This is a genomic window from Streptomyces sp. NPDC003248, assembly GCF_055563235.1.
The window spans coordinates 61,850-77,839 of sequence record NZ_JBVHDT010000023.1 but is presented as its reverse complement, the minus strand read 5'-3'; the positions used below and the strand labels follow the sequence as shown (position 1 = coordinate 77,839).

Annotated in this window: 13 protein-coding genes and 1 pseudogene; 10 read left to right on the top strand and 4 right to left on the bottom strand. The window is 73.3% G+C overall.

Translation table 11 applies throughout. The features are described from left to right. Nucleotides 1–292: 292 nt before the first annotated feature. On the bottom strand, nucleotides 293–1,945 hold the full coding sequence (locus ACZ3KJ_RS33780; protein ID WP_467532656.1) for an FAD-dependent oxidoreductase: 1,653 nt from the start codon (nucleotides 1,943–1,945) through the stop codon (nucleotides 293–295). 349 nt (nucleotides 1,946–2,294) lie between these two features. On the opposite strand from ACZ3KJ_RS33780, the gene ACZ3KJ_RS33775 reads away from it, so the two are divergent. The 7 genes and pseudogenes from ACZ3KJ_RS33775 to pqqE all read left to right on the top strand — a co-directional run bounded on the left by ACZ3KJ_RS33775 (nucleotide 2,295) and on the right by pqqE (nucleotide 8,271). Beyond that, on the top strand, nucleotides 2,295–3,446 hold the full coding sequence (locus tag ACZ3KJ_RS33775) for a PQQ-dependent sugar dehydrogenase (RefSeq protein WP_467532654.1): 1,152 nt from the start codon (nucleotides 2,295–2,297) through the stop codon (nucleotides 3,444–3,446). Between the two features lie 215 nt (nucleotides 3,447–3,661). Then, the gene (locus ACZ3KJ_RS33770) at nucleotides 3,662–4,783 is read left to right on the top strand and encodes a PQQ-dependent sugar dehydrogenase (RefSeq protein ID WP_467532652.1); all 1,122 of its coding nucleotides are present in this window, start codon (nucleotides 3,662–3,664) and stop codon (nucleotides 4,781–4,783) included. A 53-nt stretch (nucleotides 4,784–4,836) separates the two neighbouring features. Continuing rightward, on the top strand, nucleotides 4,837–4,974 hold the full coding sequence (gene pqqA / locus ACZ3KJ_RS33765) for a pyrroloquinoline quinone precursor peptide PqqA (RefSeq protein WP_401698771.1): 138 nt from the start codon (nucleotides 4,837–4,839) through the stop codon (nucleotides 4,972–4,974). Between the two features lie 9 nt (nucleotides 4,975–4,983). Beyond that, nucleotides 4,984–5,898: a pyrroloquinoline quinone biosynthesis protein PqqB gene (gene pqqB / locus ACZ3KJ_RS33760; RefSeq protein WP_467532650.1), complete on the top strand. Its 915-nt coding sequence runs from the start codon at nucleotides 4,984–4,986 to the stop codon at nucleotides 5,896–5,898. Continuing rightward, nucleotides 5,895–6,617 (top strand): annotated as a pseudogene (pqqC, locus tag ACZ3KJ_RS33755) (pyrroloquinoline-quinone synthase PqqC); the annotation flags it as partial. The gene pqqB and the pseudogene pqqC, both read left to right, overlap by 4 nt. Nucleotides 6,618–6,850: 233 nt before the next feature. Next, nucleotides 6,851–7,123: a pyrroloquinoline quinone biosynthesis peptide chaperone PqqD gene (gene pqqD, locus ACZ3KJ_RS33750; protein WP_467532648.1), complete on the top strand. Its 273-nt coding sequence runs from the start codon at nucleotides 6,851–6,853 to the stop codon at nucleotides 7,121–7,123. Beyond that, on the top strand, nucleotides 7,120–8,271 hold the full coding sequence (pqqE, locus tag ACZ3KJ_RS33745) for a pyrroloquinoline quinone biosynthesis protein PqqE (RefSeq protein ID WP_467532646.1): 1,152 nt from the start codon (nucleotides 7,120–7,122) through the stop codon (nucleotides 8,269–8,271). Before pqqD ends, pqqE begins: the two co-directional genes overlap by 4 nt. A 481-nt stretch (nucleotides 8,272–8,752) precedes the next feature. Here pqqE and ACZ3KJ_RS33740 read toward each other — a convergent pair whose 3' ends face one another. Both ACZ3KJ_RS33740 and ACZ3KJ_RS33735 read right to left on the bottom strand, forming a co-directional pair. Beyond that, entirely contained in the window at nucleotides 8,753–9,658 is a 906-nt protein-coding gene (locus tag ACZ3KJ_RS33740; protein ID WP_467532644.1) for a polysaccharide pyruvyl transferase family protein, read from the bottom strand. 56 nt (nucleotides 9,659–9,714) lie between these two features. Next, on the bottom strand, nucleotides 9,715–10,671 hold the full coding sequence (locus ACZ3KJ_RS33735; RefSeq protein ID WP_467532642.1) for a LysR family transcriptional regulator: 957 nt from the start codon (nucleotides 10,669–10,671) through the stop codon (nucleotides 9,715–9,717). A 197-nt stretch (nucleotides 10,672–10,868) separates the two neighbouring features. On the opposite strand from ACZ3KJ_RS33735, the gene ACZ3KJ_RS33730 reads away from it, so the two are divergent. From ACZ3KJ_RS33730 to ACZ3KJ_RS33720, 3 genes are all read left to right on the top strand, one after another. Then, complete coding sequence (locus ACZ3KJ_RS33730) at nucleotides 10,869–11,396, top strand: SRPBCC family protein (RefSeq protein ID WP_467532640.1); 528 nt, start codon at nucleotides 10,869–10,871, stop codon at nucleotides 11,394–11,396. A gap of 95 nt (nucleotides 11,397–11,491) precedes the next feature. Beyond that, nucleotides 11,492–12,382, top strand: coding sequence for an NAD(P)-dependent oxidoreductase (locus ACZ3KJ_RS33725; RefSeq protein WP_467532638.1), 891 nt, complete (start codon nucleotides 11,492–11,494; stop codon nucleotides 12,380–12,382). Nucleotides 12,383–12,433: 51 nt separating this feature from the next. After that, the gene (locus tag ACZ3KJ_RS33720; protein WP_467532636.1) at nucleotides 12,434–12,856 is read left to right on the top strand and encodes a PPOX class F420-dependent oxidoreductase; all 423 of its coding nucleotides are present in this window, start codon (nucleotides 12,434–12,436) and stop codon (nucleotides 12,854–12,856) included. 125 nt (nucleotides 12,857–12,981) lie between these two features. Here ACZ3KJ_RS33720 and ACZ3KJ_RS33715 read toward each other — a convergent pair whose 3' ends face one another. Then, nucleotides 12,982–15,942 (bottom strand): carbohydrate binding domain-containing protein, encoded by a 2,961-nt coding sequence (locus ACZ3KJ_RS33715; RefSeq protein ID WP_467532634.1) that lies wholly within the window; start codon nucleotides 15,940–15,942, stop codon nucleotides 12,982–12,984. Nucleotides 15,943–15,990: the final 48 nt, after the last annotated feature.

Sequence of the window (15,990 nt, the reverse complement as noted above, 5' to 3'; positions counted from 1 at the left end):
AGCGCATGGGAGAGTCCTTCCGCCAGGGCCGAGCAGCTGGCGTCTCGTCAGCTGAACCGACTCGGGCCCCGACGTGATCCACCGTCAGCCAGCACACCGTCTCCCACCACTCGGGAGGCTCAGCCGAGTGAACGCGGCTCCCCCGCCGACCACCCGTATCGGCGTCAACTCGCCCTCAAGTGAGTCGAGTTGAGGTGAGCACCCAAATGGGTGTCGCCCGGCAGCCGTCAGGGGGACCGCCGGGCGACACGACCGGGGCGACGGCGGCGCGGTCCGCGCCGTCCTCGCGAGGTCAGTCCAGGGCCAGTGCCGTGGTGAGAACCTGACCCAGCGTCGACTCGGCGTCCGCGACCGGGCCCCGCGCCCGCCAGGCGACGAACCCGTCGGGACGGACCAGGACGGCACCCGACAGGGTCGTGCCGTGGCACTCCGCCCAGTCGGCGCCGTCCTCGGGGGCCAGCTCGGCGTCGTCCCCGATCCCGATCCGGTACGACACCAGCGGCACGGACATCCGCTCGGCGAGACGGACGGCGGCCTTGTGCCATCCGCTGGGCTCGCCCGCGTCGCTGAGCAGCACCAGGGACCGCTCGTAGAGGTCGAGGGTGGAGATACGGCGTCCCTCCCGCCGTACCCACATGTGGGGCGCCCTGCTGCCGGGCTCCCCGGTCAGGTCGAGCCGCTCCGGGATGACCGGCGTGGTGGGGTCCGCGTCCACGACGGCGCCGTTCGGGTAGCGGTGGCCGAGGGTCACGTTCAGGATGCCGCGCTGCGGCGCGCCGCCGGCGCCGGGCGGCGGCGTGTAGCCGGGGTGGCTGTGCTCGACGGACCGGGCGGCCGCACGGGCGCTGGTGGCCTCCGCCACCGGACGGCGCTCCATGTCGTAGGTGTCCAGCAGGCGGTCCCCCGCCCAGCCGCCGAGCACCGCGGCCAGCTTCCAGGCCAGGTTGTGCGCGTCCTGGATACCGGTGTTGGAGCCGAAGGCCCCGGTCGGGGACATCTCGTGGGCCGAGTCGCCGGCCAGGAAGACCCGTCCCGACCGGTAGGACCGTGCGACGCGCTGGGCGGCGTGCCAGGGGGCCCTGCCGGTGATCTCCACGTCGAGGTCGTCCACCCCGACCGCCCGGCGGATGTGGTCGATGCAGCGTTCGTCGGTGAAGTCCTCCAGCGTCTCGCCGTGCTCGGGGTGCCACGGGGCGTGGAAGACCCACTTCTCGCGGTTGTCCACCGGCAGCAGCGCGCCGTCGGCGTCCGGACTGGTCAGGTAGCACACGATGAAACGGCGGTCGCCGACCACATCGGCGAGCCGGCGGGAGCGGAAGGTCATGCTGATGTTGTGGAACAGCTCGCCCGGGCCGCTCTGGGCGATCCCGAGCTGCTCGCGCACGGGGCTGCGCGGCCCGTCGGCGGCCACCAGGTAGGCCGCCCGGATGGTGGTCCGCTCCCCCGTGTCCCGGTTCCTGACCACCGCGGTCACCCCGGTGGAGTCGGTCTCGAACGACATCAGCTCGGTGGAGAAGCGCAGGTCGCCGCCGAGCCCCGCGGCGTGGTCGAGCAGGACCGGCTCCAGGTCGTTCTGGCTGCACAGGCACCAGGAGCTCGGACTGAACCGGGCCAGCGCGCCGCCCGGGTCGATCCGCCGGAACAGCCACTCGCCCGCGTCGCCGACCAGGGTGGGCGTCTGGAGGATGCCGTGGTTCTCGGCCAGGGTGGCCGCCGCCTGGTGGATCGCCGGCTCGACGCCGGCCACCCGGAACAGCTCCATCGTGCGGACGTTGTTGCCCCGTCCGCGGGGGTGGATGGACGTGCCGGCGTGGCGCTCCACCACGGTGTGCCGCACTCCCAGCCGCCCCAGGAACACCGAGGTCGACAGGCCCACCAGGGACCCGCCGACGATGAGGACGGGAACTGTGTGGGTGTGGTCGGACCGGTCGTCTCTTTCGTTCATCGCTCGCCTCCAGCGCGTCGGGTTCGCCGCTCCGGCCGGTACGGGGCCGGTCACGGCCGGGATCTTCATGCATGCCCCACCCGGCACCCGCACGGCGGACGGCGGTGCAGGCTTCACTCGCTTAACCCGCAGGTGGCCCGCGGGCGGCACGCGGGCGGGCCGTAGGCGACCCGCGGAGGACCCGCGGAGGGCCCGCGGAGGGCCCGCGGACGGCCCGGACGGAGACGAAGTGCCCGACCCTCCGCACAGAAGGTATGACCATGCTTCGATTTGTACCTTTCTCCTTGTATTGTCTGGTTTTTGAAAGGGCGTCACCGCCGGTCACCGCCGAGATGAGGAAAGGCACCCCATGTCACCCTTGCCGCAACCGGCACTGCGCCGAGTCCGTCCGGGCCTGGTCGCGATCGCCGCCGTCGCCGCCGTGATGACCGCCGGCGTCCTGCCGTCGTCCCCGGCGGCCGCGGCCCCGTACCCTCCCCGTGCCGAGGACCTCGTCCTCGACGACGGCCCCCGGGCGGCCGGCGCGCCGTCGGGGATCAGCACCCTGTCGGACACCTGGACGACTCCCTGGGGGATCTCCTTCCTGCCGGACGGGAACACGGCGCTGGTGACGGAGCGCAACACCGGCGAGGTCTTCCAGGCCGGCCGCGACGGCTCCAGACGGCGGGTCGGCAAGGTGCCGAACGCGGTCTGGAGCCTGGAGACACAGGACAAGGGCGGGCTGCTGGGCGTCGCCGTCCCGCCCACCTGGAACGGCACCACCGACCGGGACGTGTTCTTCATGGAGACCACGGCCACCGACAACCGCGTCGTCAGGATGGACTTCGACGGGACGTCCCTGAGCGGCTACACGCCCGTGCTCACCGGGATCCGCCGGGACACCCAGCACAACGGCGGGAACGTCGTCTTCGGCCCCGACGGCTACCTGTACGTCACCACCGGTGACGCGTTCGAGGGCAGCCTCGCCCAGGACAAGGACTCCCTCAACGGGAAGATCCTGCGCATCACCCGCACCGGTGCGGCGGCCCCCGGCAACCCGTTCGGTACCCGCGTCTACAGCTACGGCCACCGCAACCCCCAGGGCCTGGCCTGGGACGGCGCCGGGCGGCTGTGGGAGACGGAGATCGGCCACCAGACCTACGACGAGCTCAACCTCATCGAGCCGGGCCGCAACTACGGCTGGCCCACCTGCGAGGGGTCCTGCGACGCCGCGGGGACGACGAACCCGAAGCAGGTGTGGAAGCCGGGCGAGGGTGGCGTACCCGCCCAGATCGCGGTCGTCGACGACGTCATCTACGCGTCGACGCTGCGCGGCCGGCGGCTGTGGGCCCTGCCCATCGACAGCTCCGGAACGAACGTCAAGACCGCGACGGCGTACTACGCCGGCGCATACGGCCGGCTGCGCGCGCTGGTCAAGGTCCCCGGCGCCGACGAGCTCTGGCTCGGCACGAGCGACCGCGGCACCGACAAGGACCTGCTCCTCAAAGTCACCGTCAGGTGACCGGGGCCCCGACCGGCCCCCGCCGTCACGCGGCGGGGCCGGCAGCAGGACGCACGATCACCGGCCCGCGGGACGGCCGCCGCCCACGACGCGTCGCAGGAGCCACGGACCCCTCCCCGCTCCCGCCTCCCACCTCCCCCACCTCCCCCACCGACGGCCACGGGTCCCCTCCCGGCCGCCCGTCGGTGCCCCCGCACGACAGAAAAGGCAACGGAATGTCACATAAGGCGCGTCCGGCGCTGCGCCGGGTCCGTCCGCGCACGGCCCTGGTCACGGCCGTCGCCGCCCTCCTGGGCGTCTGCGCCCAGCAGCCCACGGCGACGGCCGATCCCGGTGTCCTCCCCGACGGCGGCAAGCCGACGGGCGTCTCCGTCCTCTCCGGCAAGTGGACGAAGCCCTGGTCCGTCTCCTTCCTGCCCGACGGGAAGCGGGCCCTGGTCACCGAGCGCGTCGCCGCCGCGGTGTGGGTGCAGAACCGCGACGGCTCCAAGAAGAAGGTGGGCACGGTGCCCCACACCGTCGTCCCCTCGCCCACCGTCCTGTCGGGCAGCGGCGGACTGCTGGGCGTGGCCCCCTCGCCCACCTGGAACGGCACCACCGACCAGGACGTCTTCTTCGTCCACACGGCCGCCAACGACCTGCGGGTCGTGAAGATGCGCTTCGACGGCACCTCGCTCAGCGGCTACACCGTCCTGGTCGGCGGCATCCCCCGGGGCGGCGACCACAACGGCGGCAGGATCGCCTTCGGGCCCGACGGCTACCTGTACGTCACCACCGGCGAGGCGTACCAGTCGCAGCTCGCCCAGGACAAGAACTCCCTCAACGGGAAGATCCTGCGCATCACCCGCACCGGCGCGGCGGCCCCCGGCAACCCGTTCGGCACCCGCGTCTACAGCTACGGCCACCGCAACCCCCAGGGCCTCGCCTGGGACTCCCGGGGCAGGCTGTGGGAGACCGAGATCGGCGACAGCGCCTGGGACGAGCTCAACCTCATCGAGCCGGGCCGCAACTACGGCTGGCCCACCTGCGAGGGCTCCTGCGCCAAGGCGGGTATGACCAACCCCAAGAGGGTCTGGAAGCCCAGCGATGGAGGCGTACCCGCCCAGATCGCCGTCAGCGGCGACGTCCTGTACGTCTCGACGCTGCGCGGCCAGCGCCTGTGGGCGCTGCCGATCGACGCCACCGGCAAGGACGTCGGCACCGCGAAGGCCTACTACAACGGCACCTACGGCCGGCTGCGGGCGATCGTCAAGGTCCCCGGCGCCGACCGGCTCTGGATCGGCACCAGCGACCGCGGCGAGGACAAGGACCTCATCCTCGAAGTCACCACCGACTGACCTCCCTTCGCACGAAGGGACCACCACCCACCCTCCGAAAGGAAGTACACCCCATGCCCCAGACCGACGAGCAGATCCAGCACCCGGCCACCACCACGGAGCCCGCCGACCGGACCGCCTGGCAGACCCCCGGCTACACGGTCGTCGACACCGCGCTGGAGGTCACCGCCTACTCCCTCTCCGTCCGCTAGTCCGCCGCCATGCTGCTGCAGGTGCTCGGCACCGCGGCAGGCGGCGGCATCCCTCAGTGGAACTGCGCGTGCCCCGGATGCTCCGGGGCACGCGCCCATCCCGAGCGCCGCCGCCGCCACGCCTCGCTCGCGGTCGGCACGGACGACGGCCGCTGGTACGTCGTCAACGCGACCCCCGACATCGGCGACCAGATCGAGGCCCGCCCCGGGCTCCTGCCGGAGCCCGGAACCCGGCGGACCCCGATCGCCGGAGTGGTCCTCACCGACGCCGAACTCGACCACACCCTCGGCCTCGCGCGGCTGCGCGAGGCCGACGGCGTGGAGATCCTCGCCACCGCCCCGGTCCGCCGGGCCCTGACCGACCGGCTGCGCCTCGACGCCGTCCTGGGCGCCTACACCACGCTCACCTGGCGGGACCTGCCCTGCCACGGAGCGGTGCCCCTGCACGGCGGCGCCGCCGACCGGTCCGGCCACGGCGTGCGGATCAGCGCCGTCCCCGTGTCCGGCAAACGCCCCCGCTACGCCGCCGACGCCCCGGAGGACGACGGCTGGGTGGTCGCCCTGCGCCTGTACGAGCCGGCCACCGGCAGGTCGGCCCTCTACGCCCCCGCCGTGGCCGTCTGGTCCGACGCCCTGCACCGGGCCGCCGCCGAGGCCGACTGCGTCATCGTCGACGGCACCTTCTGGGACGACGAGGAGCCGCGCCGCGCGGGGTTCTCCTCCCGCACCGCGACGGGCATGGGCCACCTGCCCGTCGACGGACCGGGCGGCACCGCCGGCATCCTCGCCGGACTGTCCGCCCGCTGCTACTACACGCACCTCAACAACACGAACCCCCTCGTCGACCCCACCGCGGCACAGCACAAGCGGCTCGCCCGACTGGGTATCGAGGTGGCCTACGACGAGATGGTGATCGAGCTGTGACGACGGCACTGCCCACCCTGACGGAGCCCTGGAGCCCCACCGAGTTCGAGGCCCGCCTGCGCGAGGTGGGCCAGGAGCGGTACCACGACCGCCACCCCTTCAACGTGCGGATGCACGAGGGCGACCTCAGCCCGGCGGAGGTCCGCCGGTGGATCGCCAACCGCTTCCACTACCAGCGCCACATCCCCGTCAAGGACGCGCTGATCACCGCGAAACTGGACTCCTCACGGCTGCGGCGCATGTGGCTGCACAGGATCGAGGACCACGACGGCCGGCAGGACGGCGAGGGCGGCATCGAGCGCTGGCTGCGCCTCGGCGAGGCGGCCGGACTCGACCGCGCCGGCCTGCTGGCGGGCGACCGCGTCCTGCCGGGCGTGCGGCTGGCGGTGGAGGGCTACGTCAACTTCTGCCGGCTGCGCCCGCCGCTGGAGGCCGTCGCGGCCTCCCTCACCGAGCTGACCGCGCCCGACCTGATGCGCCGGCGCATCGACGCCTTCGAGCGCCACTACCGGTGGATCGAGCCGTCCGGACTCGACTACTTCCGCACCCGCGTCGACCAGGGCCGGCGCGACAGCACCGAGGCGCTCGCCCTGGTCCTGGAGTGGGCCCGAACGCGCGAGGACCAGGAGCGGGCCGTGGCCGCGCTGGGCTTCAAGTGCGAGGTGCTGTGGGTCCTGCTGGACGCCGTGCAACAGGAGGAACGGCACGACGGCCCCGGACCGCGCTCTCACGACGGCCGGCCCGACACGGCCGTACGGCGCTCCTCGGACGGCCGGCCCGACACGGCCGTACGGCGCTTCCCGGACGGCCGGCCCGACGCGGACGGAGAGCGGGAGCGTGGCGGCCGGCCGCTGCCGGACAGCCGTCCGTGGCGCCGTGACGGGCGGGAGCAGCGGGACGGCCGCGTGGCGCCGGCCGGCCGTCCCTGGCGCCATGACGGACGGGGGCAGGGGTGACGCGGGCGCCCGACAGCCGGTGGCGTCCCGCCCTCGCCCCGGCCCTGATGCTGCGGCACGACCCCGTGCGCGGCACCGACCTGCTGGTCCTGCCCGAACGCGTGGTCGTCCTCCAGGGACACGCCGGCCAGGTCGTCGGCCTGTGCGACGGCACGCGCACCGTGCGCGGGATCGTCGACGAGCTGGCCGAGCGCTACCCCGGCGCCCCCGTGGCCACCGAAGTCCCCTCCTTCCTCGACCGCCTGCACCAGGAGGGCTGGATCGCATGACCGTCTCCCCCGCGTCGGTGGAACCGGCCGAAGCCGAGGGCTCCGCTCCCGTGGCGCGGCCCTGGGCGCTGCTCGCCGAACTCACCCACGCGTGCCCGCTGCACTGCCCCTACTGCTCCAACCCCCTGGAACTGGCCCGCCGTTCGGGCGAGCTGAGCGCGGGGGAGTGGGCGGACGTACTGCGCCAGGCCGCCGCACTGGGCGTCGTCCACACGCATCTCTCCGGCGGCGAGCCCCTGCTCCGCCCCGACCTGGAGGAGATCGTCGCCGCCGCCGAGGCCGCCGGGATCTACACGCAGCTGGTCACCAGCGGCACCGGCCTGGACGAGCCCCGGCTGACCGCGCTGCGGACGGCGGGGCTGCGCAGCGTCCAGCTCTCCGTCCAGCACGCGGAGCCGCGGGCCAACGACCGGATCGCCGGCCGTCCGTCCTCCTTCGCCGCCAAGGAGCGGGCGGCGGCCCTCGTCCGGCGGGCCGGGCTGCCCCTCGGACTGAACGTGGTGCTGCACCGGGACAACCTCGACGCCGTGGACGCCCTGGTCGAGCTGGGCGTGGCCTGGGGCGTGGACCGGATCGAGCTGGCCAACACCCAGTTCTACGGCTGGGGGCTGCTCAACCGCGCCGCGCTGCTGCCCACGCGCGCCCAGCTGGCCCGTGCGCGGGAGTCCGTCGAGCGCTGGCGGGAACGGCTCGCCGGCCGCGTCGACCTGGTCTGGGTCGTCCCCGACTACTTCGACGGGGTCGCCAAGCCCTGCATGGGAGGGTGGGGAGCGGTCTCGCTGACCGTCGCGCCGGACGGCACCGTCCTGCCCTGCCCGGCCGCCGCCTCCCTGCCCGACCTCGACGCGCCCTCCGTACGGGACCGTTCCCTGGCCTGGATCTGGGACCACTCCCCGGCCTTCGGCCGCTTCCGCGGCACCGGCTGGATGACCGGCCCCTGCGGGGGCTGCCCGCGCCGGGAGGAGGACTTCGGCGGCTGCCGCTGCCAGGCGTACGCCCTCACCGGCGACGCCGCCCGCACCGACCCGGCCTGCGCACTCTCCCCCGACCACCACCTCGTCCGCACACTCGTCGACGACCACGCCCCCACCACACCGCCACCGCCCTACGTCTACCGCCGCCCTGGGGCGGCGCCGCGGGGGCGCTGAGGGGGGGCGGAGCACGGGGCGCCGGGCCGGGCCATCCGACCCGGTTCCCTGGCCCCGGTTCCCTGGCCTCTGGCCCCTGGCCTCTGGCCCCTGGCCTGGCCCCGGTTCCCTGGCCTCTGGCCCCTGGCCTCTGGCCCCTGGCCCTGGCCCCGGTTCCCTGGCCCCTGGCCCTGGCCTCTGGCCCCTGGCCTCTGGCCCCTGGCCCTGGCCTCTGGCCCCTGGCTCTGGCCTCTGGCCCCTGGCTCTGGCCCCGGGCCCCTGGCTCTGGCCCCGGGCCCCTGGCTCTGGCCCCGGGCCCCTGGCTCTGGCCCCGGGCCCCTGGCCCTGGCCCCGGGCCCTGGCCCCGGTTCCCTGGCGCCCCGGGGGAGGCCGCTTCGGGGGCGCGTCGCGGCGCCAGCCGGGGGAGGGGCCGGGCGGGGAAAGGCCGGCTGCCGAACGCCCCCATGGGTCTCCCCCCATGGGTCTCCGCGGTCCTCCGTCGTCATCCGCGTGTCCCGAGGGCCTGGAGCAGGCCGTCCGCGCTGTCCGGGGCGGTGCCCCGGCGGAAGCCGGCGCCGATCTCGCGGGCGAGCTCGCGGCCGGAGGTCGTGCACCACTGCCACCACCGGTCCAGGGCCGCCGCGTCGAGCCGCTCGGCGGGCAGCAGCGCGGGCCAGCCGCAGGCACGGGCCTGCGCCGTCACCTTCGCGCCGCCCTCGACCGGGTCGACGGCCAGCGCGGGGACGCCCGCGCGCAGGGAGAGCAGCATCCCGTGCAGCCGGTCGGTGACGACCAGGTCGAGCCGGGAGAGCACCGACTCCAGCTGGGCCGGTGTCGCGTGCAGGCGCCAGTCGCGCGTGTCGAGCCGGGTCTCCAGTTCCAGGCGCGCGCAGTCCCGGCCGGACAGCCAGCGCGTGACCTCCTCGGCGACCCGCTCGTGCCGTCGGCGCGCCCCGTACTCGTGCTGGCCGTGGGTGAGGATCACCCCGACGACGGGGCGGGCGGGCAGCGCGGGCGCGCGGGCCGCCAGGTCGCACGTGGGGTCCGGGCCGTCGCCGTCGCGGGCCAGCACCCGGTGGAAGCCGGTGACGGCCGGGCCGCCGGCGTCGACGACGGAGACGCCGACGGCGATCCGCGCGCAGTGCGCGAAGCGCCGGTGCAGCTCCTCGATCTGCGGCCCGTGCAGCGGACCGCAGACGAACACCAGGTGCGAGTAGTCCTCGGGCCGGACCCGCGACAGATGCAGACCGCCGGGACGGAACCCCGGGCTCCAGGCGACGTCGTGCTCCAGCCCCGCCCGCCGCAGCACGTCCCGCACCCGGTCCAGCGCCAGCACGTCCCCGGCGGTCGCCTCCCCGTCGAGGAAGCCGAACCACCCGGTCACCAGGATCCGCCGCAGCTCCGCCATGGCGACCCGGGTTCCCCTCCGGCCGGACGGCAACCACCGGCCGCCGGTCCCCTCGGCTACCAGGTGAGGGCCGCCCGGCGCAGGCGGTCGCGCACCCGCAGGACGTCCGGGTTGGTGTCGGCGCCGGGACGCTGGACGAGGAAGAGGGTGTTGAGCGGGGCCTCCTCCGGGTCGTGCAGGAGGGCCAGCCGGCCGGAGTCCAGGTACTCCTGGCACAGGGAGCGGGGCAGCACGCTGTACCCGGCGCCGGAGTTGACCGCCGACAGGACGGCGTACAGGTTGGGCACGGTCAGGGCGGCGCGTGCGGTGAGCTGCCTGCCGAAGACGGTGCGCCAGTAGCGGCGGGCGATGGGCAGGTCCTCCGCGTAGGTGACCAGGGGGAGGTCGCGGAGCGCGGCGCACAGGTCGTCGGCGTCGGGCCGGTCCCCGACGCGCCGGGCCCAGGAGGGGGCGGCGACGAGCACGTACTCCTCGTCGGCGAGCGGCACCGACTCCAGGGCCCGCCCGCGCGGCCGCCGGGTGGCGATGACCAGGTCGTGCCGGCCCGCGCGCATCTCCTCCAGCAGTGGCTCGGGCAGTCCCTGGGCGACCCGCAGCTGCACGCCCTCGGCGATCAGCGGGGTGAGCGCGGGCAGGACGCGGACGCACAGCAGCTCCGACGGGCCGGCCAGATGGACCGGGGCGGTGCGCCCGGACAGCGGGCCGGTGCCCTCGAGCACGGCCAGCGCGTCCAGCGGCCCCGCGATCTGGCCCGCGAGCTCGTGGGCGAGGGGCGTGGGCTCCACACCGCGGGGGAGCCGGGTGAAGAGCTCGCGGCCGGTCTGCTGCTCCAGCGTGCGGATCTGGGCGGTCACGGTGGGCTGCGAGAGGCCGAGGAGCGGGGCCGCGGCGGTGAAGGTGCCGGAGCGGTAGACGGCGAGGAAGGTGCGCAACAGGTTCAGGTCCGCGTGCGCCGGGAGCTTCCTGCTCCGGTCGGTCGCCGGGCCCGTCCCGTCCAGTGTCCGGTCGGTCATGCCGTCCATGGTATTCCCCGTGCACCATCGGGCTGCCGATCGCTGGGATCGGGATCCCTATTGGCCCTCCGATGGGGGGCGGGGCTAGCGTCGTCGGTGTCGCCGTGATGCGGCGGCGCATCCGGCCGACGAGGATGCCCCCGGAGCCCCGCAGCTCCGCCAAGACCTACCCCCCACCGTTCGGAGAGAACACCCCCATGACCACGCAGAACGCGATCAACTGGCCCGACAGGTACCTGCCCGGCACCGGCGACAACTTCGTCTCCAACGAGGTGATCGTCCAGGGCGTCACCGCCGCCGACGTGTGGCGGTACCTGACCGACACCTCGACCTGGGAGTCGTACTACGACAACGTCGCCGACATCTCCTTCCCCGACGGCGGCGGCCCCGAGCTGGGCGACGACCTCGCCTTCCGCTTCGGCACCTTCGGCTTCCCGCCCCTGGACGCGCACGTCGTGGAGTTCCAGGCCCCCGCCGAGGGCGTCCCGGGCCGGCTGTCCTGGACGGCGAAGCAGGAGGGCGGCCCCGAGGAGCGGCTCGACGTGCTGCACGCCTGGCTGGTGGAGGACCTGCCCGGCGGCCGGGTCCGCGTCCTCACCCAGGAGACCCAGATCGGCGCGCCGGCCGCCGCCCTGGCCACCGAGCGCCCGAACCCCATGCTCAACGGCCACCAGGCGTGGCTGGACGGACTGATCCGGGCCGCCTCCGGCATGCTGGGCGCCTGACAGACCGTGGAGTCCCGGCCGCACCACCGCAGTCGGCGGCGCGGCCGGCCCCGCACACTTCCGCACCCCTTCGCACGGATCGGCAGATCGACGTCATGACCGACAAGCTCACCGTGAGCGTCCTGGGCACCGGCATCATGGGCGCCGCCATGGCCCGCAACCTCACCCGCGCCGGACACACCGTCCGCGCCTGGAACCGCAGCCGCGCCAAGGCCGAGCCCCTGGCCGCCGACGGGGCGCACATCGCCGGCACGCCCGCCGAGGCGGTCGAGGGCGCCGACGTGGTCCTGACCATGCTGTACGACGGCCCCGCCGCCCTGGACGTCATGCGGCAGGCCGCCCCCGCCCTGCGCCCCGGCACGGCCTGGGTGCAGTCCACCACCGCCGGCGTCGAGGCCGTCGAGGATCTGGCCGCGTTCGCCGACGAGTACGGCCTGGTCTTCTTCGACGCGCCCGTCCTCGGCACCCGGCAGCCCGCCGAGGCCGGGCAGCTCCTCGTGCTCGCCGCCGGTCCGGCCGACCGGCGCGACACGGTGACCCCGGTCCTCGACGCGGTCGGCGCCCGGACCGTGTGGACCGGTGAGGACGGCGCGCAGGGCAGCGCCACCCGGCTGAAGCTGGTGGCCAACAGCTGGGTCATCGCCGCGACCGCCGCGGCCGGCGAGGTGCTGGCCCTCTCCCGGGCGCTCGGCGTCGACCCGCAGGGCTTCTTCGACGCGATCGCGGGTGGACCGCTGGACATGGGGTACCTGCGGGCGAAGTCGGGGATGATCCTCGACGGCCGGCTGTCGCCGCCCCAGTTCGCGGTGGCCACCGCCGCCAAGGACGCCCGTCTGATCGTCGAGGCCGGCGAACGGCGCGGCGTGCGCCTGGACGTGGCCGCCGCGAGCGCCGAACGGATGGAGCGCGCCGCCGCCCGGGGCCACGCCGACGAGGACATGGCCGCCGCGTACTACGCGAGCTTCGACGACGAGCCCGAGTCCTGACGGAACGAAGCCCGCACCCCGAGGGAACGAGAGGAACCGAAAGGAACCGCGATGTCCAAGCCCCCGCTGCCGCCCGAGGCCTCCGACCTGCTGCGCCGCCCCAACCCGGCCGTCATGGCGACCCTGCGCTCGGACGGGGCGCCGGTCTCCACCCCCACCTGGTACCTGTGGGAGGACGGCCGCGTCCTGATCAGCCTCGACGAGGGCCGCGTCCGGCTGAAGCACCTGCGCCGCGACCCGCGCCTGACCGTCACCGTCCTCGCCGCCGACGACTGGTACACCCATGTCACGCTCATCGGCCGCGTCGTCGAGACGTACGAGGACGAGGGCCTCGCCGACATCGACCGCATCGCCGCCCACTACACCGGCAAGCCCTACCCCGACCGCGTCCGCGCCCGCGTCAGCGCCTGGATGGAGGTCGAGCGCTGGCACGGCTGGGGCGCGATGAAGGACAGCGATCAGGCGTCCACCTGAGAGCCCCCGCGGAGATCCTTCCCGCGGGGGCGTCCGGGCGCGGGCCGGTGGACCACCCGGCCCGCGTCCGTCACCTCAGGTCGTGCCCGTCACCTCAGGTCGTGCCCGTCACTTCAGGTTGCCCGTCACTTCAAGTAGGGGCCGTCCGCTCCGATCTTGCCGGGGCCGTTGAGGACGTAGACCCGCAGATTGCCCTTGCCGGGGGCGGCGACGCTCAGGGTGCCGTTGGAGACGGTCTTGACGTCTCCGGTGACCGCGTCCCGGTAGGTGCCGTTGGGCACGCCGGTGAAGGTGGCGTCGCCCGTGACGGTGACCAGCGCGAAGCTGTCGGTGGTGCCGCTGGTGTACCGCCGCTTGAAGGCCATGGAGCCGGAGATGCCGTCGGTGGAGTACTGGCCCATCTGGAGCGCCGGGACCGCCCGGCGGATCTGGTTCAGCCGCTGCACGTGCTTGACCAGGGGCTGGCTCAGCGTCGTGGCGACCTGCCCGCTCGCGGAGTCGACCTTGGAGAAGTCCGACACCGTGAGGCTGCCGGCCAGGTGGTCGCCGAAGTAGGCGCGGCCGGTCGTGGCCAGCGGGCAGCTGGGCCCGCAGTCGATCCGCTGGCCCGCCTGGAACTCGATCTCCGAGCCGTAGTACAGCGTGGGGATGCCGCGGAAGGTCCACATCAGCGACATGTTCTCGGCCCAGGCGTCGGTGCCGCCGCTGTAGCGCGTACTGCTCTTGTTCGGCCCGTAGTCGTGGCTGTCGACGTAGACGACGTTGTAGGTGGCGTCGTTGACGCTGTCGTCGGAGTCCTTGCCGTTGTTGTAGGCGTTCTGCGCGTCACCGAAGTTCATGTGCATGCGCATGTCGATGATGTTCATGCCGGAGAACTTGCTGTGGTCGGGCGTGTGGTAGCTGTTGCCGTCGAGGAAGGCGTTGGTGGACGTCGGCTGGTTGCCGGTGCCCTGCGCCTGCTCGTACTCGTACTGCTCCAGCGCGGCCGTGGCGTCGTCGGCGCTGTACTCCTTGCGCTCCTTCCACGTGTAGAACTGCGCCGAGTGGTTGGGTGATCCCCGGTTCCACTTGTCGTTGACGAACGCGGCGACCTCGCCGAAGACGAAGAAGTTCTCCGCCGCCGCGGTGCCGAACCGCTGGGTGACCCGGTCGTAGATGGCGGGCAGGAAGCGGCGGTTCCAGGTGACGCGGGGAATGTGGACCGCAGTGTCGACGCGGAAGCCGTCGACCCCCATGTCGATGTACTTGTTGTAGGCGCCGATCAGGTAGTTCTGCACGGGCGTCGACTCGGTGTTGAAGTCCGCGAGGTCCTCGTGCAGCCAGCAGGAGCGGGCGTCCTCGCCCTCCCAGTTGCCGATCCAGCACTGGTGGTAGTACGCCTTCGGGAACATGCCCGAGGTGGGGCTCGGCCACTGGCAGTTGTAGATCGTGTACCCCTCGGCGCTCTTGCCGCCGGTGGGGACGCCCCAGTTCAGGCAGGTGTTGCCGGACGGCTCGGCCGTCGACCACAGGTCGCCGTTGTAGTACGACTTGCCCGACTTGGTCTCCACGGTGAGGCCGTCGTACTCGAAGCCCTCGTTCTTCTCGTCGTAGTACCAGCTCCACTGGGTGTCGCGCACCCCGTACACCGTCGGGGTGTACAGGCCCTTGGCGCCCCAGCGGGAGGAGTGGTTGTAGACGACGTCCTGGTAGATCTTCATGCCCTTGGCGTGGGCGGCGTTGATCAGGTCCTGGTAGGAGGCGCCGGCCGACTCCAGGCGGGCGTCGACCTTGTAGAAGTCGTAGCCGTGGTAGCCGTGGTAGTCGTAGTCGGAGCGGTTGAGCACCACGGGGGTGATCCACACGGCGGAGAAGCCGAGGCCCTTGATGTAGTCGAGCTTCTCGACCAGGCCCTTGAAGTCGCCGCGGAACATGGGGTCGTTGTTGGCGGAGTTGCCCGACTTGACGTGCTGGCTGCCGCCGCGGTTGTTGGTGCTGTCCCCGTCGTTGAACCGCGCGGTGAGCACGAAGTAGATCGGGTCCTTGCGCGGGTCCGTGCCCAGCGGGGTGCCGGAGGCGGGTTCCTCCGGCGCGCTGCCGGTGGTGGCCGTCGCCCCGGCCGAGGCGGCGGAGACGTTCCCGGCGGCGTCCACGGCCCGGACCGTGTAGGTGTAGGCGGTGTTCTCCTCCAGGCCGGTGTCGGAGAAGACGGTGGAGGTGACGTCGGTGACCATCGAGCCCTTGGTGCCGCCGGTGCGCGTCACCTGGTAGCCCGTCACACCGGTGTCGTCCGTGGCCGCGTTCCACGACACGACGACCGAGGTGTTCGTCGCGGAGGCCTGGACGCCGGTCGGGGCGGCGGGCGCCTCGGTGTCGGGCTCCTGGGCCGCGCACGGGTCGTCGGCGTCGGCGGTGACGGTGTTGTTCGCCACCGTGCTCGTGCCGGCCGGGATCGTGTAGTCGGCCCCGTTGTTGTTGTCCCAGGTGCCGTTGCCGTTGTTGAAGGCGGCCTTCAGCGAGGTGGCGGTGCCGAGGTCGACGGTCTTCTTCCACCAGCCGGTGCAGGCGGCCTCCATGCCGACGCCGGGGACGGTGGTCCAGGACCCGCCGGCCGGGGCGTAGTGGAAGTTCACGGTGGTCCAGCCGGTCGCCTGGGACGAGTAGTACACGGTGGCCGACTGCGAGGTCTCCGGGTCCGACTCGGCACAGGGGTCGCTGTGCGCGACGACCCCGTCCTTGACGGTGATGTCACCGGTGCCCAGCGCGTAGTTCTGTCCCGCGTTGTTGTCCCAGGTGCCCGAGCCGTTGTTGAAGGTCGCCTGGAGCCCGGTGGCCGAGCCCAGGTCGACGGTGAGCTTCACCCAGTCGGTACAGGCGGCCTCCATCACGACGCCCGGAACGGTCGTCCAGGAACCGCCGTCGGGGGCGTAGTGCAGATAGGTCGAGGACCAGTTCCTGGTCTTCGTGTAGTAGAAGACCGTCGCCGAGTTCGTGTCGGCGGCCTCGGCGGTCGGGGCGGTGGGACCCGTGACGGCCGTCAGGGCGAGGAGCCCTGCCGCCAGGGAGCCCGCGGTCCAGCCGCGGGCGGGTGGTCGATGGCGTCTCATGTGCGTCTCTCCAGTGGGGTGAGGCGGAACCCGTGGCTCCTTGTGGAC